We start from the raw sequence: 15,622 nt of genomic DNA, 5'->3' as shown, positions 1-15,622 counted from the left end.
TCTGCACTTGCAACTGTGGCTGATATTTACGCAAACACTCTTTTTAGGGTGTCTCTACTCTTTTCCATCAACGGCTGTTTAGATGCTCTGGTCTACAGCTTCAGCGCGCTGAATATCCTCGACCCAGACATTGATGGGCCCAAGGGAGCATCCCATTTCCATCGCGTCGATCAGCTCCACCGGCCCCGACAGGATCAGTTCGATGCGTGCCTGATCGGCATGCTGGATGTGCTGGTCCAGGCCGAGCTTGGCGGCATGACGATTGATCCAGGGTAGAAAGCTTCTTGTGTCCAGGCTGCCAAGAATGGTCATGCGTTCCTTGCGAATGGCAGGGCCGTTATCCCAGGGATGGTCTGGGGCAGGAAACTGATGATGCGATATGACCATGATATGCTCGACCTGTAGAGCCCCCGATGGGCCGTCGCTGGTGTTCTCCCAAGATAGACGACGGCGCGCAAGTGCGAAGTTGCGCGCCGTCCTTGGCCTTGAGGCCTTGTTCGGTGAACAAGGATTATAACGTCTTTGCGGCGATTGCCTCGTCTTTCGCCTGGTTCAGGGACAGAAAAACGACGATGGCGGTGATGGTGGTGATGGCCGACAACAGGATCAGCACCGACGAGAACGCCTGGCTATAAAGCGATTGGAGTTGACTGACAGTGGAGCCGGGCAATGCGGCAAGAGCGCCTGCCAGATTGCCGATGGCGAGGTTTTGGCCGGCATTTTGTGCCGAGCCCTGGAGACCTGCAGCGCTAAGGCGTCCGGCAATCAACAGTGAGAGGATGGCACCGATGACCGCAAGGGCCACACCTTCGCCAGCCACCCGCACGGTGGAGAAGATGCCCATCGCCATGCCCGCGCGCTCCTTCGGCACCACGTCGACGGCAAGGCCGTCCATCAAACCCCAAGGCAGGCTGATTCCGGTGCCGATCATCATCATCGGGAGGACGAGCAGAGCCGCCGGGGTGCCGGATGGCAGGGTGGAAAGCCAGCCGAGGCCACAGGCCGTCACGACCAGCCCCGTGCCGCATAGGGTTGCGGGACGCAGCCAGCGCGTTAGCCAACCGGCGACGATCGGAAGCACAAGAAGCGGCGCGGAGAGCGCGATCATCAACTCACCGCCCGCAACGGCGCCCATTTCCTCGACGCCGACGAAGCGTAATGGCAGCAGAACCAGGAGAACCACGAAACCATAAGCAGGCGCTGCCGCAAGCAGTTGGACGCCGACGAAACGGCGATAGCGGAAGAGCGATAGATCAAGCATTGGTCGCGCTACCGTTCTTTCGATATGGATGAACAGGACGAGGCACAGCGCCGCTGCAACGAGAAGGCCGACGACCAGACCATCGCTCCAGCCGCGTTCGGGAACCAGCAGCATGCCATAGGTAAATAGGGCGAGCATGGTGGTGAAGCCAAGCGCACCCCGCCAGTCCAGCCCCCGTGCAGCCGGATCGCGGCTCTCTTTCAAAACCATGGAGCCAATCAGGAAGGAAGGCGTTGTCAGGAGCACGACAGCGAGGAAAATACTGCGCCAGCCGAAGCTTTCAATCATCGCCCCTGAAACCACTGGGCCAAGGGAAAGACCGACGCCGAAGCTTGTGCCAAGGACGCTGAAGGCCCGCATGCGATGAGCGCCATCGAATTCCTGTGCAAGTGCCGCCGCACCCCCTGCGTAGGCAGCCGCAGCCGCAAGACCCTGGCCACCGCGAAGCAGATCGAAGAGCAAAATATCCGGCACGATTGTCAGCGCCAGCGAGAAGAGCGCGAAACTTGCCGCACCGAACAAGAAGACGCGGCGGCGCCCGAGGCTATCGGCCAATGCGCCAGCCGCCATCAGGGTGGAACCGAAGGTCAGCATGAAGGCATTGGTGGCCCACGCGGTCGCCACTGGCGAGGCATGGAGCGCTTGTGCAATCGATGGAAGCGCGACTGCCGTGCCGGTGAAAGTGAGTGGCATGGCAGCGGCAGCCAGGCAGACGGCGAGCAAAGCGAGATGTGGATGCGCGCGATGGCGCGCAGAAGCATTATGTCGCATGAAATATCCTCCTGAAAATCAGGGCGTAATTAACAACGGCCAAAGCCGCGGACATTCAATATACTTGCGCTCGAATGTCCGATAAGCTTCGATTGCATCCGATTAATCCAGAATAAAATTCTTGAATGGGAGTATCCGATGGACCGTCTTGCCGGCCTCTCCGCTTTTGTTCGAACGGCCGATCTCGGCAGTTTTGCCGCAGCCGGTCGGATATTGGGCCTGTCGCCCTCTGCCGTCGGGAAGGCTGTGAGCAAGCTTGAGGCTCAACTCCAGGTGCGACTTTTCCAGAGAACCACCCGCAGCCTCCGGCTGACGGAGGAGGGGCGGGCCTTTCACGAACGGTGTCGGCATATTCTCGACGATCTAGACGATGCGCATGAGAGCTTGATGCGCACCCGCGAAGCGCCGCGCGGCGTCATCCGCATGTCCTGCCCGATCGTCGCCTATCATCTGCTGTTGCCGGTGATCCCGGACTTTATGACGCGCTATCCCGACATCACACTGGATCTGGATTTCAACGATCGCATTGTCGATTTGATCGAAGAGGGTGTGGATGTCGCAATCCGTAGCGGTGAGTTGCCGGATAGCCGGTTGATGGTGCGCTCGCTCCGGCCTTTCCGCCTGCTGCTGGCGGCGACGCCTGCCTATCTCGCCCGCCACGGTACGCCTGGCTGTCCGCGTGATCTTGCAGACCATGCCAGCATTGGCTTCCGCTATCCCAACAGCGGCAAGATCCAGACGTGGCCGCTACGTCGGCCAGAAGGCGAGCCGGAACCGAGGTTACGCTACGTGCTGACCTGCAACAACATGGAAGCGTTGCGGGGCGCAGTGCTGCGCAATCTAGGGATCGGCTGCATGCCGGATTTTCTGGCGGAAGCGCCAGTCCGTTCCGGCGATCTCGTCCCGCTGCTTCTAGACCATCTCGATGCGCCCGGTCAGTTCAACCTGATCTGGCCGTCCAGTCGGCATCTGTCGCCGAAGGTTCGCGTTCTCGTTGATTTTCTTGCCGAACGTCTGTTCATGTCCGAGCCTTGCCTCTCCTACGGACAAGGCTCGCGTGCTGCCGACGAGACACCGTAAAGCCCGAAACCAATGGGATGATGTCTTCGATTTTGCCTCTATGCATAGTCCACATTGCGCTTGAGAACTCTCACGCCTCAATGCGAACGGGTACGGCCTTAGAAGCTGGCGTTTTCGACAGTTCGTCGTGATGGTCTATAGCGATAAGCACGTTGGCTTCGGGGTAATAGGCGCCAATTGTTCCTCGCGGCAGATTGTGCTCCCTGACCTTCAATCCGGGCAGTTCACGCCGCACGCCGTCATTGAAGTCGCTAACGAGCTTAACCTCCTGTCCCTCGGATAGACCTTGCGACAGGATGTCGTCACGACACATCAACAGCACGTCGCGCGTTCCTTCGATGCCGCGGAAGCGATCCGAATAGCCGTATATCGTGGTGTTGAACTGGTCGTTCGACCGCATTGTGATCAGGCGAAAGCGGCCGTCCGCATCATCGAACGAAAGAGCATTGAGCTGCTTTGGGGTGGTAAAGACCGCTTTCTTTTCCTCCGTCTTCCAGACGCGGTTATGGGCCGTATTGCCTCGATAAAAGCCACTCGGTTCGAACATGCGCTGGTTATAAGCTTTGAACTGGTCTGGATAGGTTGCTTCGATGAGGTCTCGGACAAGGCTGTAGTCGGCGGTCCATTCGTCCCATTTCAGTTTTGGATTGGGCGCGACGGTCGCTTTGGCGATGCTCGTGACGATCGCCAATTCGCTTTTCAGATGCTTCGATGCTGGCGTGCGTTTGCCGACGGAGCCGGAGATATGCGAGAAGCTGTCTTCGGTCGTCACCGATTGCGGACCGGATGCCTGCTCGTCTCTTTCCAGTCGCGAGAGGCAGGGCAAGATATAGGCTTTCTTTCCCGGAAAGAGATGGCTTCGGTTTAGCTTGGTAGAGACGACGACCGTCAGATCCTGGCTTGCCCATGCGTCTTCCATGGCCTTCTGGTCCGGCACAGCGCGCACAAGGTTGCCGCCAAGCGAGATCGTCGCTTTGATCTCGCCCGACATCATGCCCTTAACGGCGTCGACAATGGTCACGCCATCTTCTGTCGGCGGATCGAAGTCGAACAGCGTTTTCAGCTTATCCATCGGGATCAGCTTGGTCTTCTCGGCGATGCCTACGGTGCGCTGGCCCTGAACATTGGAATGACCGCGCACGGGACAGCATCCAGCACCTTCGCGACCGATATTGCCACGCAGCAGAAGCAGGTTCACCACCATTGCGACGTTGAGCGCGCCTTGCGAATGCTGGGTCAGCCCCATGCCATAGACACCGATGACCCGCTCTGCCTGGATGTAGAGTTCGCCCGCGCTTCGGATCGCCGCCTCGGTAAGCCCGCTCTCGCGCTCGATGACTGGCCAGTCGGTGTTGCGAACGAGGTTGATGAAACTGTCCAGGCCGACGGTGTGCTCTTCGATAAATTCTACATCGAGGATTCTCGCTGCTCCGGAACTGACCGCCGCATCATCCGCCTCGATGACCACCTTGCAGAGGCCAAGAATGGCGGCGATGTCTCCCCCGGCCTTCACCTGAAGATATTCGTCCGAGATCTGCGTTTCTCGGCCCGTCAGCATGTCGACTGGGCTTTGCGGATTGACGAAGGAGACGAGCCCCTGTTCGACCACCGGATTGAACGTGACGATCTTCGCACCGCGCTTTTTCGCTTCCTGCAGAGGATGGAGGAAGCGGGGACTGTTCGATCCGGGGTTCTGGCCGAAGAAGAAGAAAGCATCGGCCTTTTCAAGGTCTTCCCAAACGACGGTGCCGACCGGAGAGCCGATGACCTTTTGCAGGCCGACCGACGTGGTCTCGTGGCACATGTTCGAGCTTTGGGGCAGGTTATTGTTGCCGTAGGTTCTGGCAAGCAGCGCGTAGAGATAGGAAGCCTCCAGGCCCGCATGTCCCGAGGAATAAAAGACAACACTCTCGCGTGGAAGGGACTTCAGGGTTTGTCCGATATCTTCGAAGGCTTCTTCCCATGACACTTCGACATAGCGATCGCTGGTGCCGTCATACCGAAGAGGATGCGTCAGCCGTCCTGTCTGCTCAAGATCGTAGTCTTTCCAGTTGCGAAGCGATTGGACCGTGTGATCGATCCAGAAATCCGGCGTGCATCGCGCGCTGGTCAGGTCCGAGATCGTTGCCTTGGCACCGTTCTCGCAGAACTCGAAAGGATGGTAATTGGCAGGCTTCGGCCATGCGCAGGAGACACACATCACGCCGCCGGGCTTATTTTGCCGTGACAGTTCCTCGAGCACCATCGGCGAGGGTTTGTCGTCACCCAGAATTCGCGCGATTGATTTCACCGATCCCCAACCGCCGGAGGGACCTTCAGATTCAGGGTTCGGGATGGTGTCGGTCATGATGTCTTCCATTCAAAAAGGAACGAGCGCCCCGCGGAAACGGAGCGCCTTCAGCAATCATCGGGCGCGCTTATTGGGCGGGCTCATGGAACGGACAGCCGTTGAACCTCGCGCGGAACTCGGCTGAGTGGCGGTAGGTTTCCTTCCGCGCACGGTTTATATTGCCGAGTGGCTGGTGATCGGCGAGACCCGTCCAGACACTGAACCGCATCTCCTCATCCACCTTCTGCACCTTTTCGTCACTCCAGCTGTCCTGCGGACGCGCGGTGATGGTGGCAACGGTGACGAAAGGCGCTTCTGCTTCCTTCCACTCGACCGTGGGGTCTTCGATCGGTTGTTTTTCAAGATCGCGACAGAGCTGAACCTGAAACTCCCAGACGCCATGGGTCTCTTGCATTTCTGCCTGGACCGTTTCGCGAATGGCGTCTTCTCGAACGCTGACGTCGATCTCAGTTCCGGTCCGCTTCGTCAGATCGGGCGAAACAGGTTTCAGCCGAAACTTGGCGACATAGTCGCCGTAGCGGAAAGGCGTGACGCTGAAATAGGTTTCGCCGAGCGGATCGACATCGGGTGCGCCGCCGAGAGACTGGATGGCCGGGCTGGAGACACCGACCGCTTCAAGACCCTTGTTGACGGTCTGAAGCACGCTCGACATCACCACCTTGGTGGCTTCCATCTTGTCGGTCGTCTTCGCGAGCAGCTTGAGGCTGGAGAGAAATTTCTCCGCGTTTGGCGCCTGGAAGACCGGACCGTTGACCATGACGAAGTCCTGCGTCGAGCCTTCCGCATCCGGCAACCGTTGCCCTGCGACATCCAGCACCTTCAACGCCATTCCGCGAGGAAGCGACACGGCATCGGGCAGAATATCGCCTGCATTGGTGGAAAGGCGCATATAGGCCTTGTGGGTACCCGGTGTAGCGAATACGCCCTGTGCCAGCTCTGGCGGAAGGTTTGGATTCACCACCATCTCCGCTTCGATGATCCCGTGCGCCTTGGCATGGACAGAGCGGACCGCGTGCCCATAGTCCTTCGCCGTGGTTTCGAGAATTGTATCGAACTGTTCGATCAGGCCTGAAACGGTTTCCGGCTCCTTGTCTCGAACGGTCTCTAGATCGGCGGAATAGCGGATGGGCTGGGCTGTCAACGTTGCGCTCCTCGCAAAAATGAGAAACGCCTTCCTGTGAACTAAGGTTCCTCACCAACAGCCGCGTCATGGATGGAGTCTGGATCCGGTGGGGTGCATTGACCGTCGCTCGGCAGTTCCTCGATTGCGCGTACTCACAACCTGATTTTTGACAAAGCTCGCGCTTGGCGGCGCTCTGTGGCATAAAGTGCCTTCAGCCAACGAGCGATTCCATGCCGCAGTCCCACAGCCCTACCAAAAGTCTTTTTGCCGAGAGCGGAAGCGAAGCGCCGCTTTCACTGCTGAAACGCGTCTATGGCTACGCTTCATTTCGAGGCCGCCAGCAAGAGGTTGTCGACCATGTGATGGCTGGTGGCGATGCCGTTGTGCTATTTCCAACGGGCGCGGGAAAATCGCTGTGTTTCCAAGTTCCGGCGCTTTGCAGAGACGGGCTTGGCATCGTTGTGTCGCCTTTGATTGCGCTGATGCGCGATCAGGTCGAGACGCTGAAGCAACTCGGTGTCCGGGCGGCGGCGCTCAACTCCTCGCTGTCGCGCGAGGAATTCATGGATGTGCGCCACGCGGTCCAGAACGGTGAGCTCGATCTACTCTATGTCACGCCTGAACGGATTGTTACGCCGGGCTTCAAGGACTTTATAGGGCGAGCGAAAATTGCGCTGTTCGCCATTGATGAAGCACATTGCGTATCGCAATGGGGCCATGATTTCCGGCCTGAGTACCGCGAACTTGGCCGTCTCGCAGAAGAGTATCCTGGCGTTTCGCGCATGGCGCTGACGGCGACTGCCGATCCTCATACGCGTGATGACATCATTGAACGGCTGCAACTCCAATCCGCAGGTGTCTTCACCACCTCCTTCGACCGGCCCAATATCGCCTATGAAATTGTCGAGCGGGATCAACCGAAGCAGCAATTGCTTCGCTTCCTGTCGCGCCACAAAGGATCGAGCGGCATCGTCTATTGCCTTTCCCGCGCCAAGGTGGATGAGACGGCGGAGTGGCTGAACACGCAGGGCGTCAAAGCACTCGCCTACCATGCCGGCATGGAGCGGGAGATGCGCGACCGCCATCAGGACGCGTTTCTGAAGGAGGAAGAACTTTGCCTCGTGGCAACCGTCGCCTTCGGCATGGGCATCGACAAGCCGAATGTGCGCTACGTTGCCCATCTGGATTTGCCGGGATCGGTCGAGGCCTACTACCAGGAGACGGGGCGTGCGGGGCGAGACGGATTGCCTTCCGACGTCTGGATGGCCTATGGCATGGCCGATGTCATCCAGCGCGGGCGGATGATCGATGAGGGCAATTCAAGCCCAGAGATCAAGCGGGTGGAGCGCGCCAAGCTCAATGCGCTGCTCGGCATTTGCGAGACGGCGGGCTGCCGTAGACAGGCGATCCTTAAGCACTTCGGCGAATCCCACGGTGGGAATTGCGGCAACTGCGACACTTGTCTCAAGCCGGTCGAAACATGGGACGGGACCGAAGCCGCAATCAAAGCGATGGCAGCGATCTACCGTACCGGCGAACGCTTCGGTACCGGCCACCTCGTCGATGTTTTGCTCGGCAATGAGAATGACAAGACGATCCGTTTCGGTCACGTCGATATGCCGGTTTTCGGCGCGGGCAAGGATTTGCCGGCAAAAACCTGGCAATCCGTGTATCGCCAGCTTCTTGCCGCGGGACTGATCAGCGTTGATCATGGCGCTTATGGAGCTCTCAAGCTCGAACCGGAATCGCGCGCCGTCTTCAAGAAGGAGCGAGAGGTTCGCTTTCGCAAGGACCGGCCGACGACTGGCAAGGCGTCCCGGTCGTCCTCGGCAAGTTCAGCGAATGCGAAGTCTGGATTGGAGGGTGCCGACCTCGAACTCTTCCAGGCATTGCGTACCGTTCGCATGGAGATCTCCAAGGAACTCGGCGTGCCACCCTATGTGGTTTTCCCGGACACGACACTGGTTGCGCTTGCGACGGAACGGCCATCAGACGAAGACGAGATGCTGGATATTTCCGGCGTCGGACCCTCCAAACTCGAGCGTTTCGGCGAGGCGTTTCTTGAGGTGATCAACGCGCATTCACGATGACCGTGGCACTTTTGGCGCAGCGCTCGTCCTATCTTAGCCTGATGCCATGGATGTGATCCTCCATCGCTTGCCACGCGGTCTTGCATGGGCAAGAAGAAGGCGCAATTTCTATGGATTTCCCACATGACACTTCTTCAGCGCGTATCCCGTCGCAGCTTCATTTTTGGAACGCTTTCCGCAACGGCGGCCCTTGCGGGCTGCCAGACCAACTCCACGCCCGCCGTGGTGCCGCAAGCCGCTCGGCGGCCTATCGTTCCGCCGGATGAGGCGGAGTTGCAGCAGCGCTACGCGGCGTTGGAGGATGGCGGACATATGCTTCCGGCGATCCCTTACCAGCAGATCGACCCGAAATATTACCGTCAGCGCGTGCTGGATCCGACCGGCGAAAAGCCGGGCACCGTGGTCGTCGACACGCCAAACCGCTTCCTCTACGTGGTCGAGCCGGGCGGTACGGCCATGCGTTACGGTGTGGGTCTAGGCCGCGACGGCTTTGCCTGGGAAGGTGAGGGGATCGTTCATTGGCGCCAGGCTTGGCCGCGCTGGAAGGTCCCTGCCGAAATGGTGGCCCGCCAGCCGAAACTTGCACGCTTCTCCGTCGAAAATGGCGGCATGGATCCGGGGATCAAGAACCCGCTTGGTGCCCGCGCGCTCTATATCTTCAAGGACGGCAAGGACACGCTCTACCGTCTCCACGGCTCGCCGGAGTGGCAGTCGATCGGCAAGGCCACCTCTTCGGGCTGTGTTCGCCTCGTCAATCAGGACGTGATCGATCTTTACCAGCGCGTGCCATACCACGCTCGGATTGTCGTCCACCAAGGCCCGCTCAGCGCCCGCGCCACAGCGTAGCTCTGCGCTATCGAAGAAGGCCATCGCGGTCGAACTCCTCCCAACCGGAGAGTTCGGCCGAACTGCGCTCCGCCGAGCGGCCTGACTTCGCCTTTTTGAGCGAGCGTGTCAGCTTGGCTTGATGCGCCGCGCGCCGTCTGTTCTCCACCTTCGCGGCGAGATCATGTTCTCGCCATTCGTCGATGATGCCGCTGTTAAGAAGGTCCTCGACCACCTTCGGCTCGAAGACGTGGAAGGTGATCCGTTTCGCCCGGCCACGCAGCCTCACCGTCCTGATGCCGCCGCTCGGCAGGCGTCCGTCCTCAAGCCAGCGTCGGCGTTCTGTGGTCGAGATAGTCAGAATATCTTCGATCTCGCGCGGCAGCACCGGCAGGCTTTCCATGGTTTCGAGCAATTTGGAGACCTTGGCGAGCGCCTCCTTGAAGTCGTCCTCGTCGTCTTCTGGAATCGCCAGTGTGAGAACCATGCCCGTAATGTCCAGAGCTTTCCGAGTGGCAAAGGGCAACTTGGCGCGCAACTCCATCAAGATACCCTTGGCACGCACCGACGATCCCAGCGTTACCGCGGGCGGCAGCGTCCAGGACTCCTTCAAAGGCGGTACAGTGTTGGATTTCTTCCTCGGCATGAGGGCTTAGATGGGGCTGGCACGCGTGATGGTCAACATGTGTGCCCGCTCTTCACCATTGTATGTCGCGCTGCGTACCCGCTCTTTATCAGTCCGGCTTTCGTCGATCAGCAACAAGCGGATTGACAGACCTTTCCTTTCCGTTATTCTCTTATAAAAACCTATATAACATAATAATGGAACAATGAAGCTGGGAGTATGACATGAGACTGAAGCTTGCATTCCTTCTCGCCACCGCAATGATCGTCAGCCCGTCGGTCCTCTTCGCGCAGGATCGTGGCGGCGTGATCAATGTCGCAACGATCGGCGAGCCGCCGACGCTGGATCCGATGGCGTCTACCGCCGATCTCGTGGGCATCGTCACCCAGCATATCTTCGAGACGCTCTACACTTTCGACAAAGAATGGAAGACGACGCCGCTTTTGGCGGAAAGTCTTCCTGAGATAAGCGCTGACGGTAAAACCTACACGATCAAGCTGCGCTCGGGCATCAAGTTCCACGATGGTTCGGACATGGCGTCGGATGACGTTGTCGCCTCACTCAATCGCTGGATCAAGGTCGCTTCACGCGGCAAGCAGGCTGCGTCCTTCATCGACAAGATCGAAGCGACCGATCCCTTGACCGTCACGATCACGCTGAAGCAGCCTTATGCGCCGCTTGTTTCGCTTCTCGCCTTCAATAACTCTGCCGCCATCATTCTTCCTAAGGAAAAGCAGGACGAGCCGATGAAGGAGTTCATCGGGACCGGCCCTTATATGCTGAAGGAGCGCAAGGCCGACCAGTATATCCAGCTCGTTCGCTTCGATGGCTACAAGTCCCGCGAAGGCGATAGCAATGGTTACGGTGGCGCGCGACATCAGTATCTTGATGAGATCCGCTTCGTCCCGGTACCGGATGCAAACACCCGCGTCGAGGCAGCGGTTTCTGGTCAATATGATTATATCGACTCGATACCGGTCGAATCCTTTGACAAGATCAAGTCCTCCTCCGCAACCGAACCGGTCGTGCTGAAGCCATTCGGTTATCCTGTCTTCGTCTTCAATACGGCTGAAGGGCTTGCGAAGGATGTCGCCATGCGCAAGGCGATCCGACAGGCGCTCAGCATGGAAGACATGTTGGCAGCAGCCTTTGGCAGCACGGATTTTTATGCGCTTGACGGCGATATCTACCCGAAGAACTTCATTTGGAACACGGATGCGGGTGTCGAGGGCAACTACAATATTGCCGATCCGGAAGGTGCTGCAAAAGCTGCCAAGGCCGCAGGCTATGATGGCGAAAAACCAATCCGTATCCTCACCAGCCGGCAGTATGAGTTCCACTATAAGATGGCACAGGTCGCCGCCGAATATTTGAAGCTTGCAGGCTTCAAGGTGGATATGCAGGTGGTCGACTGGGCAACGCTTACCCAACGCCGCGCAGACAAAGCGCTGTGGGACATCTACATTACCCACAGTCCATTCCTGCCCGAGCCAGCTCTGATCGGCTCGCTCGCGCCGACATCACCAGGCTGGTGGGATACGCCGCTGCGCAAAAAGACGGTCGAGGCTTTCTCGGCGGAATCCGATCCTGAAAAGCGCATCGCGCTTTGGGCTGACGTTCAGAAGGCCATGTATGAGGAAATCCCTTATATGAAGATCGGTGACTTTAATGCGGTTGCGGCGAAGTCGAAGAAGATCGAGGGCATCCAAGCCGCACCTTGGCCTTACTTCTGGAATGCTTCCATCAAGAAGTAATCATTCAAGGAACCGGCGTCGCGCCAGTGCTCATCTCGTGTTCAGCAAAACCCAGAGAGAGCCTGCGCGATACCGGAGCGCTCTTCGCCACCGCGTTTGCAAACAGACTCTTTTACCCTGCGACAAGGGAAAACGAAGCCTATGATCCGATATATCCTTCAGCGCCTCGCTGGCATGATCGTTGTGATGTTTCTCGTCGTCACGATCGTCTTCATCATTGTGCGCGTCACACCGGGCGATCCCGCAGCCGTCATGCTTGGGCCGGACGCGTCGGCGCAAGACATTGCCGATCTGCGGACACGTCTTGGGCTCGATCAGTCGCTTGCCGTGCAATATTTCTACTATATAGGCCAGATGCTGAAGGGTGATCTTGGGCAGTCTATCTTCCTGAACATGCCGGTCACGACGGCGCTCCTTGACCGCGCTGAACCAACCTTCTTTCTCACGCTGTTTTCGTTGCTGATCGCCAGTATCATCGCCTTGCCGATCGGTATTTATGCCGCCTATCGCCGCGGGTCCTTCGTGGACCAGGCTGCAACCACCGTTGCGATGCTCGCGGCCAGCATTCCGAGCTTCTGGCTTGGCCTCATCCTCATGCAGTTCTTCGCCGTCAGGCTGAACCTTTTTCCTGTTTCCGGTTACGGCGGCCCAGGCTCAAGCTTCCTTGACCGCATGTATCACCTGACGCTTCCGGCTTTCGCGCTGGGTTTGGTTTCATCTGCTCTGATCCTCCGCTTCACCCGCGCGTCGATGCTCGATGTGCTGGGCGACGATTATATTCGCACCGCTCGCGCAAAGGGTGTGGTCGAACGGCGCGTAGTGATGAAACACGCGCTGAAGAACGCGCTCATCCCCATCCTCACCGTCATCGGGTTGACAGCCGCGGTGCTGATTTCAGGTGCCGTGGTCACCGAGACGGTCTTCGGACTTCCCGGTGTCGGCAGCCTTGTGGTTTCCGCAGTTCTTCGGCGTGATTATCCCGTCATTCAGGGCGCGCTTCTGGTCATTGCGGCGCTCTACGTCCTCATCAATTTCGCGATCGACATGCTCTACCTGCTGATCGATCCGCGCGTGCGCTACTAAAGGGGGCGGGAACCGATGACGGATATTGCCACAACCACGCCAACGCAGCCTTCATCCAGCGAAGGCACGAAGTTTCTGAAGCGCTTCCTGAAACGCAAGACGGTTGCCTTCGGCCTGATCGTGCTTGTCATCTTCGTTCTTCTGGCGGCACTCGCGCCCTGGATCGCGCCTTACTCGCCATCCAAGCTGTCTATCGTCAATCGTCTGAAGCCGCCGAGCGAAACATTCTGGTTCGGTACGGATGAATTTGGCCGCGACGTCTTCTCGCGCACCATTTACGCAGGCCGTTTGTCGCTGCTTGTTGGCGCCTCCGTCGTTGCTCTATCTGCGATCATCGGCGTGACGCTCGGTCTGCTCGCCGGTTTTTTCAAGCGGCTGGACACGCCAATCGCGCGGTTGATCGATGCGATGATGGCATTTCCGGATATTCTTCTGGCCATTGCGCTGGTTGCAGCGCTTGGACCATCGCTCACCACGGTGATCGTCGCTTTGTCGATCGTCTATTCGCCGCGCCTCGCTCGCATCGTGCGCGCCTCGACACTCGTCATCAGGGAGCTTCCCTACGTTGAGGCGGCGCAGGCGCTTGGAATATCCACCTTCCACATCATGATACGGCATGTGCTGCGCAACCTGTTGTCACCCATTCTGGTACAGGCCTCGTTCCTGTTTGCCAGCGCCATGCTGGCGGAGGCGGGTCTCTCCTTCCTCGGGCTTGGTGTCAGCCCGGAAATTCCGACCTGGGGCACGATGATCGCTGCTGGCCGCCAATATATCGGACAAGCCGACTGGATGACCTACTTCCCCGGCTTTGCCATCATTCTTTCCGTTCTGTCGCTGCAAATGGTCGGCGATGGATTGCGGGACATGCTCGATCCAAGACTGCGAAGGGATTTGTAATATGACCGGCCAACAGGCAAAGCCGCTGCTCATCAAAAACGTCAAGCCGATGGCTTTCGGCGAAGGCGGAAAAGACGCTGCCACCGACATTTTGGTGAATAGCGACGGCAACATTGCCGCCATCGGACAGGCGCTTGCGTCCGATGAGGCAACGGTGATCGATGGTAAAGGTGCATGGATTTCGCCGGGCTGGGTCGACCTTCACGTTCACATCTGGCACGGCGGGACCGATATCTCGATCCGTCCGTCCGAATGCGGTGCAGAGCGCGGCGTGACGACGCTCGTCGATGCAGGATCTGCGGGCGAAGCGAACTTTCATGGCTTCCGAGAATATATCATCGAGCCGTCCAGAGAGCGGATCAAGGCGTTCCTCAACCTTGGTTCCATCGGGCTTGTGGCCTGTAACCGCGTGGCAGAACTGCGCGACATCAGAGACATCGATCTCGACCGCATCCTGGAATGCTATGCGGAGAACAGCGAGCATATCGTCGGCATCAAGGTTCGTGCCAGCCACGTCATCACCGGCTCCTGGGGCGTCACCCCGGTCAAGCTCGGCAAGAAGATCGCCAAGATCCTCAAAGTTCCGATGATGGTTCACGTTGGCGAGCCACCGGCACTCTACGATGAAGTGCTTGAGATTCTTGGTCCTGGCGACGTCGTGACCCATTGCTTCAACGGCAAGTCCGGTTCGTCGATCATGGAGGATGAGGACTTGTTCAACCTCGCTGAGCGCTGCGCGTCCGAAGGGGTCCGCCTCGATATCGGCCATGGTGGAGCATCCTTCTCCTTCAAGGTGGCGGAAGCCGCGATTGCGCGCGGACTTTTGCCCCATTCGATTTCGACCGACCTGCACGGGCATTCGATGAACTTCCCGGTCTGGGATCTGGCGACAACCATGTCCAAGTTGCTTTCGGTCGGCATGCCTTTCGACAAGGTGGTGAATGCCGTGACCCATGCGCCAGCTGAAGTCATCAAGCTCGATATGCAAAACCGGCTGTCCGTTGGCGCGCGCGCAGATTTCACCATTTTCGATCTCATTGATTCCGATCTGGAGGCAACCGACTCCAATGGTGATGTCTCGGTGCTGAAGCAGCTCTTCGAGCCGCGCTTTGCTGTCATCGGTGGCGAAGCGATCGCGGCGAGCCGCTATATTCCGCGCGCCCGCAAGCTCGTGCGCCACAGCCATGGCTACTCATACCGATAGGATGGCCGAGCGCCATTGCAATACATCAGATACCACAGGAGTTTGCGTGACACAGTCCCCGATCAAGATCGAAGCGAAAGCAGAGACGCCGCGCGATCGGCTTGCCGCACTCGGCATAGACCTCCCACCAGCGCCACCGCCCATCGCCAACTTCGTCACTCATGTCGTGGAAGGCAACATGCTTTATCTCTCCGGGCAGGGCCCTCGCGAAGCGAATGGATTCATGCATACCGGCAAGGTCGGTGTGGATGTCTCGGTCGAGCAGGCCTATGAGGATGCGCGGCTGACCGGCATCAATCTGTTGGCGGTGATGAACGAGGCGTTAGGCGATCTTTCTCGCGTCAAGCGGGTCGTGAAGCTGCTGGGCATGGTCAATGCCTCACCGGACTTCAAGGATCATCCGCAAGTCATCAACGGCTGCTCGGATCTGTTCAATGCCGTCTTCGGCGAGGCCGGTCGTCATGCCCGCTCGGCTGTCGGCTTCGGCTCGCTTCCGGGAAACATCACCGTCGAAATCGAAGCGATCATTGCGTTGCAGGATTAAGCGGCGAGGAGACGA

General features: G+C 58.5%; 13 protein-coding genes. 8 read left to right on the top strand and 5 right to left on the bottom strand.

Going from position 1 to position 15,622, the window contains the following annotated elements; genetic code table 11:
- Positions 1-78 precede the first annotated feature (78 nt).
- Both QE435_RS01540 and QE435_RS01535 read right to left on the bottom strand, forming a co-directional pair.
- Entirely contained in the window at positions 79-312 is a 234-nt protein-coding gene (locus QE435_RS01540) for an acylphosphatase (protein ID WP_349041106.1), read from the bottom strand.
- Positions 313-511: 199 nt separating this feature from the next.
- A complete protein-coding gene (locus tag QE435_RS01535) occupies positions 512-2,032 on the bottom strand; it encodes an MFS transporter (protein ID WP_349039967.1) in 1,521 nt (506 codons plus the stop codon).
- Positions 2,033-2,170: 138 nt separating this feature from the next.
- Between QE435_RS01535 and QE435_RS01530 the strand changes: the two genes are divergently transcribed.
- Positions 2,171-3,112: a LysR family transcriptional regulator gene (locus QE435_RS01530; RefSeq protein ID WP_306929802.1), complete on the top strand. Its 942-nt coding sequence runs from the start codon at positions 2,171-2,173 to the stop codon at positions 3,110-3,112.
- Positions 3,113-3,182: 70 nt separating this feature from the next.
- Here the strand turns inward: QE435_RS01530 and QE435_RS01525 are convergent, their stop codons facing one another.
- Both QE435_RS01525 and QE435_RS01520 read right to left on the bottom strand, forming a co-directional pair.
- Positions 3,183-5,459, bottom strand: a complete 2,277-nt coding sequence (locus QE435_RS01525) for an FdhF/YdeP family oxidoreductase (RefSeq protein WP_349039966.1) — start codon at positions 5,457-5,459, stop codon at positions 3,183-3,185.
- Between the two features lie 70 nt (positions 5,460-5,529).
- A complete protein-coding gene (locus tag QE435_RS01520; protein WP_349039965.1) occupies positions 5,530-6,603 on the bottom strand; it encodes a catalase family protein in 1,074 nt (357 codons plus the stop codon).
- 212 nt (positions 6,604-6,815) lie between these two features.
- Between QE435_RS01520 and recQ the strand changes: the two genes are divergently transcribed.
- Positions 6,816-8,675, top strand: a complete 1,860-nt coding sequence (gene recQ, locus QE435_RS01515; RefSeq protein WP_349039964.1) for a DNA helicase RecQ — start codon at positions 6,816-6,818, stop codon at positions 8,673-8,675.
- A 123-nt stretch (positions 8,676-8,798) separates the two neighbouring features.
- Positions 8,799-9,521: a L,D-transpeptidase gene (locus QE435_RS01510; RefSeq protein ID WP_306929809.1), complete on the top strand. Its 723-nt coding sequence runs from the start codon at positions 8,799-8,801 to the stop codon at positions 9,519-9,521.
- A 7-nt stretch (positions 9,522-9,528) separates the two neighbouring features.
- Here the strand turns inward: QE435_RS01510 and QE435_RS01505 are convergent, their stop codons facing one another.
- Entirely contained in the window at positions 9,529-10,146 is a 618-nt protein-coding gene (locus QE435_RS01505; RefSeq protein WP_349039963.1) for a hypothetical protein, read from the bottom strand.
- Positions 10,147-10,349: 203 nt separating this feature from the next.
- Here QE435_RS01505 and QE435_RS01500 point away from each other — a divergent pair, with 203 nt between their 5' ends.
- The 5 genes from QE435_RS01500 (at position 10,350) to QE435_RS01480 (ending at position 15,607) form a co-directional block, all read left to right on the top strand.
- Positions 10,350-11,879 carry an ABC transporter substrate-binding protein gene (locus QE435_RS01500; RefSeq protein ID WP_349039962.1) on the top strand — a complete coding sequence of 510 codons (1,530 nt, stop codon included), beginning with the start codon at positions 10,350-10,352 and terminating at the stop codon, positions 11,877-11,879.
- A 141-nt stretch (positions 11,880-12,020) separates the two neighbouring features.
- Positions 12,021-12,962 carry an ABC transporter permease gene (locus QE435_RS01495; protein WP_306929814.1) on the top strand — a complete coding sequence of 314 codons (942 nt, stop codon included), beginning with the start codon at positions 12,021-12,023 and terminating at the stop codon, positions 12,960-12,962.
- Between the two features lie 15 nt (positions 12,963-12,977).
- Entirely contained in the window at positions 12,978-13,859 is an 882-nt protein-coding gene (locus QE435_RS01490; RefSeq protein WP_349039961.1) for an ABC transporter permease, read from the top strand.
- Between the two features lies 1 nt (position 13,860).
- The gene (locus tag QE435_RS01485; RefSeq protein ID WP_349039960.1) at positions 13,861-15,063 is read left to right on the top strand and encodes an amidohydrolase/deacetylase family metallohydrolase; all 1,203 of its coding nucleotides are present in this window, start codon (positions 13,861-13,863) and stop codon (positions 15,061-15,063) included.
- Between the two features lie 46 nt (positions 15,064-15,109).
- Positions 15,110-15,607 (top strand): RidA family protein, encoded by a 498-nt coding sequence (locus QE435_RS01480; protein WP_349039959.1) that lies wholly within the window; start codon positions 15,110-15,112, stop codon positions 15,605-15,607.
- The last annotated feature ends 15 nt before the right edge of the window (positions 15,608-15,622 follow it).

Source organism: Agrobacterium sp. SORGH_AS 787, assembly GCF_030819035.1.
Classification (GTDB): domain Bacteria; phylum Pseudomonadota; class Alphaproteobacteria; order Rhizobiales; family Rhizobiaceae; genus Agrobacterium; species Agrobacterium larrymoorei_B.
The sequence above is the reverse complement of the archived record's forward strand: the minus strand, read 5'-3'. Positions and strand labels throughout refer to the sequence as shown.

Coding starts and splice junctions, on each gene's coding strand:
- QE435_RS01530 (WP_306929802.1), top strand. CDS start 2,171: ATGGACCGTCTTGCCGGCCTCTCCGCTTTTGTTCGAACGGCCGATCTC.
- QE435_RS01485 (WP_349039960.1), top strand. CDS start 13,861: ATGACCGGCCAACAGGCAAAGCCGCTGCTCATCAAAAACGTCAAGCCG.
- QE435_RS01535 (WP_349039967.1), bottom strand. CDS start 2,032: ATGCGACATAATGCTTCTGCGCGCCATCGCGCGCATCCACATCTCGCT.
- QE435_RS01505 (WP_349039963.1), bottom strand. CDS start 10,146: ATGCCGAGGAAGAAATCCAACACTGTACCGCCTTTGAAGGAGTCCTGG.
- recQ (WP_349039964.1), top strand. CDS start 6,816: ATGCCGCAGTCCCACAGCCCTACCAAAAGTCTTTTTGCCGAGAGCGGA.
- QE435_RS01495 (WP_306929814.1), top strand. CDS start 12,021: ATGATCCGATATATCCTTCAGCGCCTCGCTGGCATGATCGTTGTGATG.
- QE435_RS01510 (WP_306929809.1), top strand. CDS start 8,799: ATGACACTTCTTCAGCGCGTATCCCGTCGCAGCTTCATTTTTGGAACG.
- QE435_RS01500 (WP_349039962.1), top strand. CDS start 10,350: ATGAGACTGAAGCTTGCATTCCTTCTCGCCACCGCAATGATCGTCAGC.
- QE435_RS01525 (WP_349039966.1), bottom strand. CDS start 5,459: ATGACCGACACCATCCCGAACCCTGAATCTGAAGGTCCCTCCGGCGGT.
- QE435_RS01490 (WP_349039961.1), top strand. CDS start 12,978: ATGACGGATATTGCCACAACCACGCCAACGCAGCCTTCATCCAGCGAA.
- QE435_RS01540 (WP_349041106.1), bottom strand. CDS start 312: ATGACCATTCTTGGCAGCCTGGACACAAGAAGCTTTCTACCCTGGATC.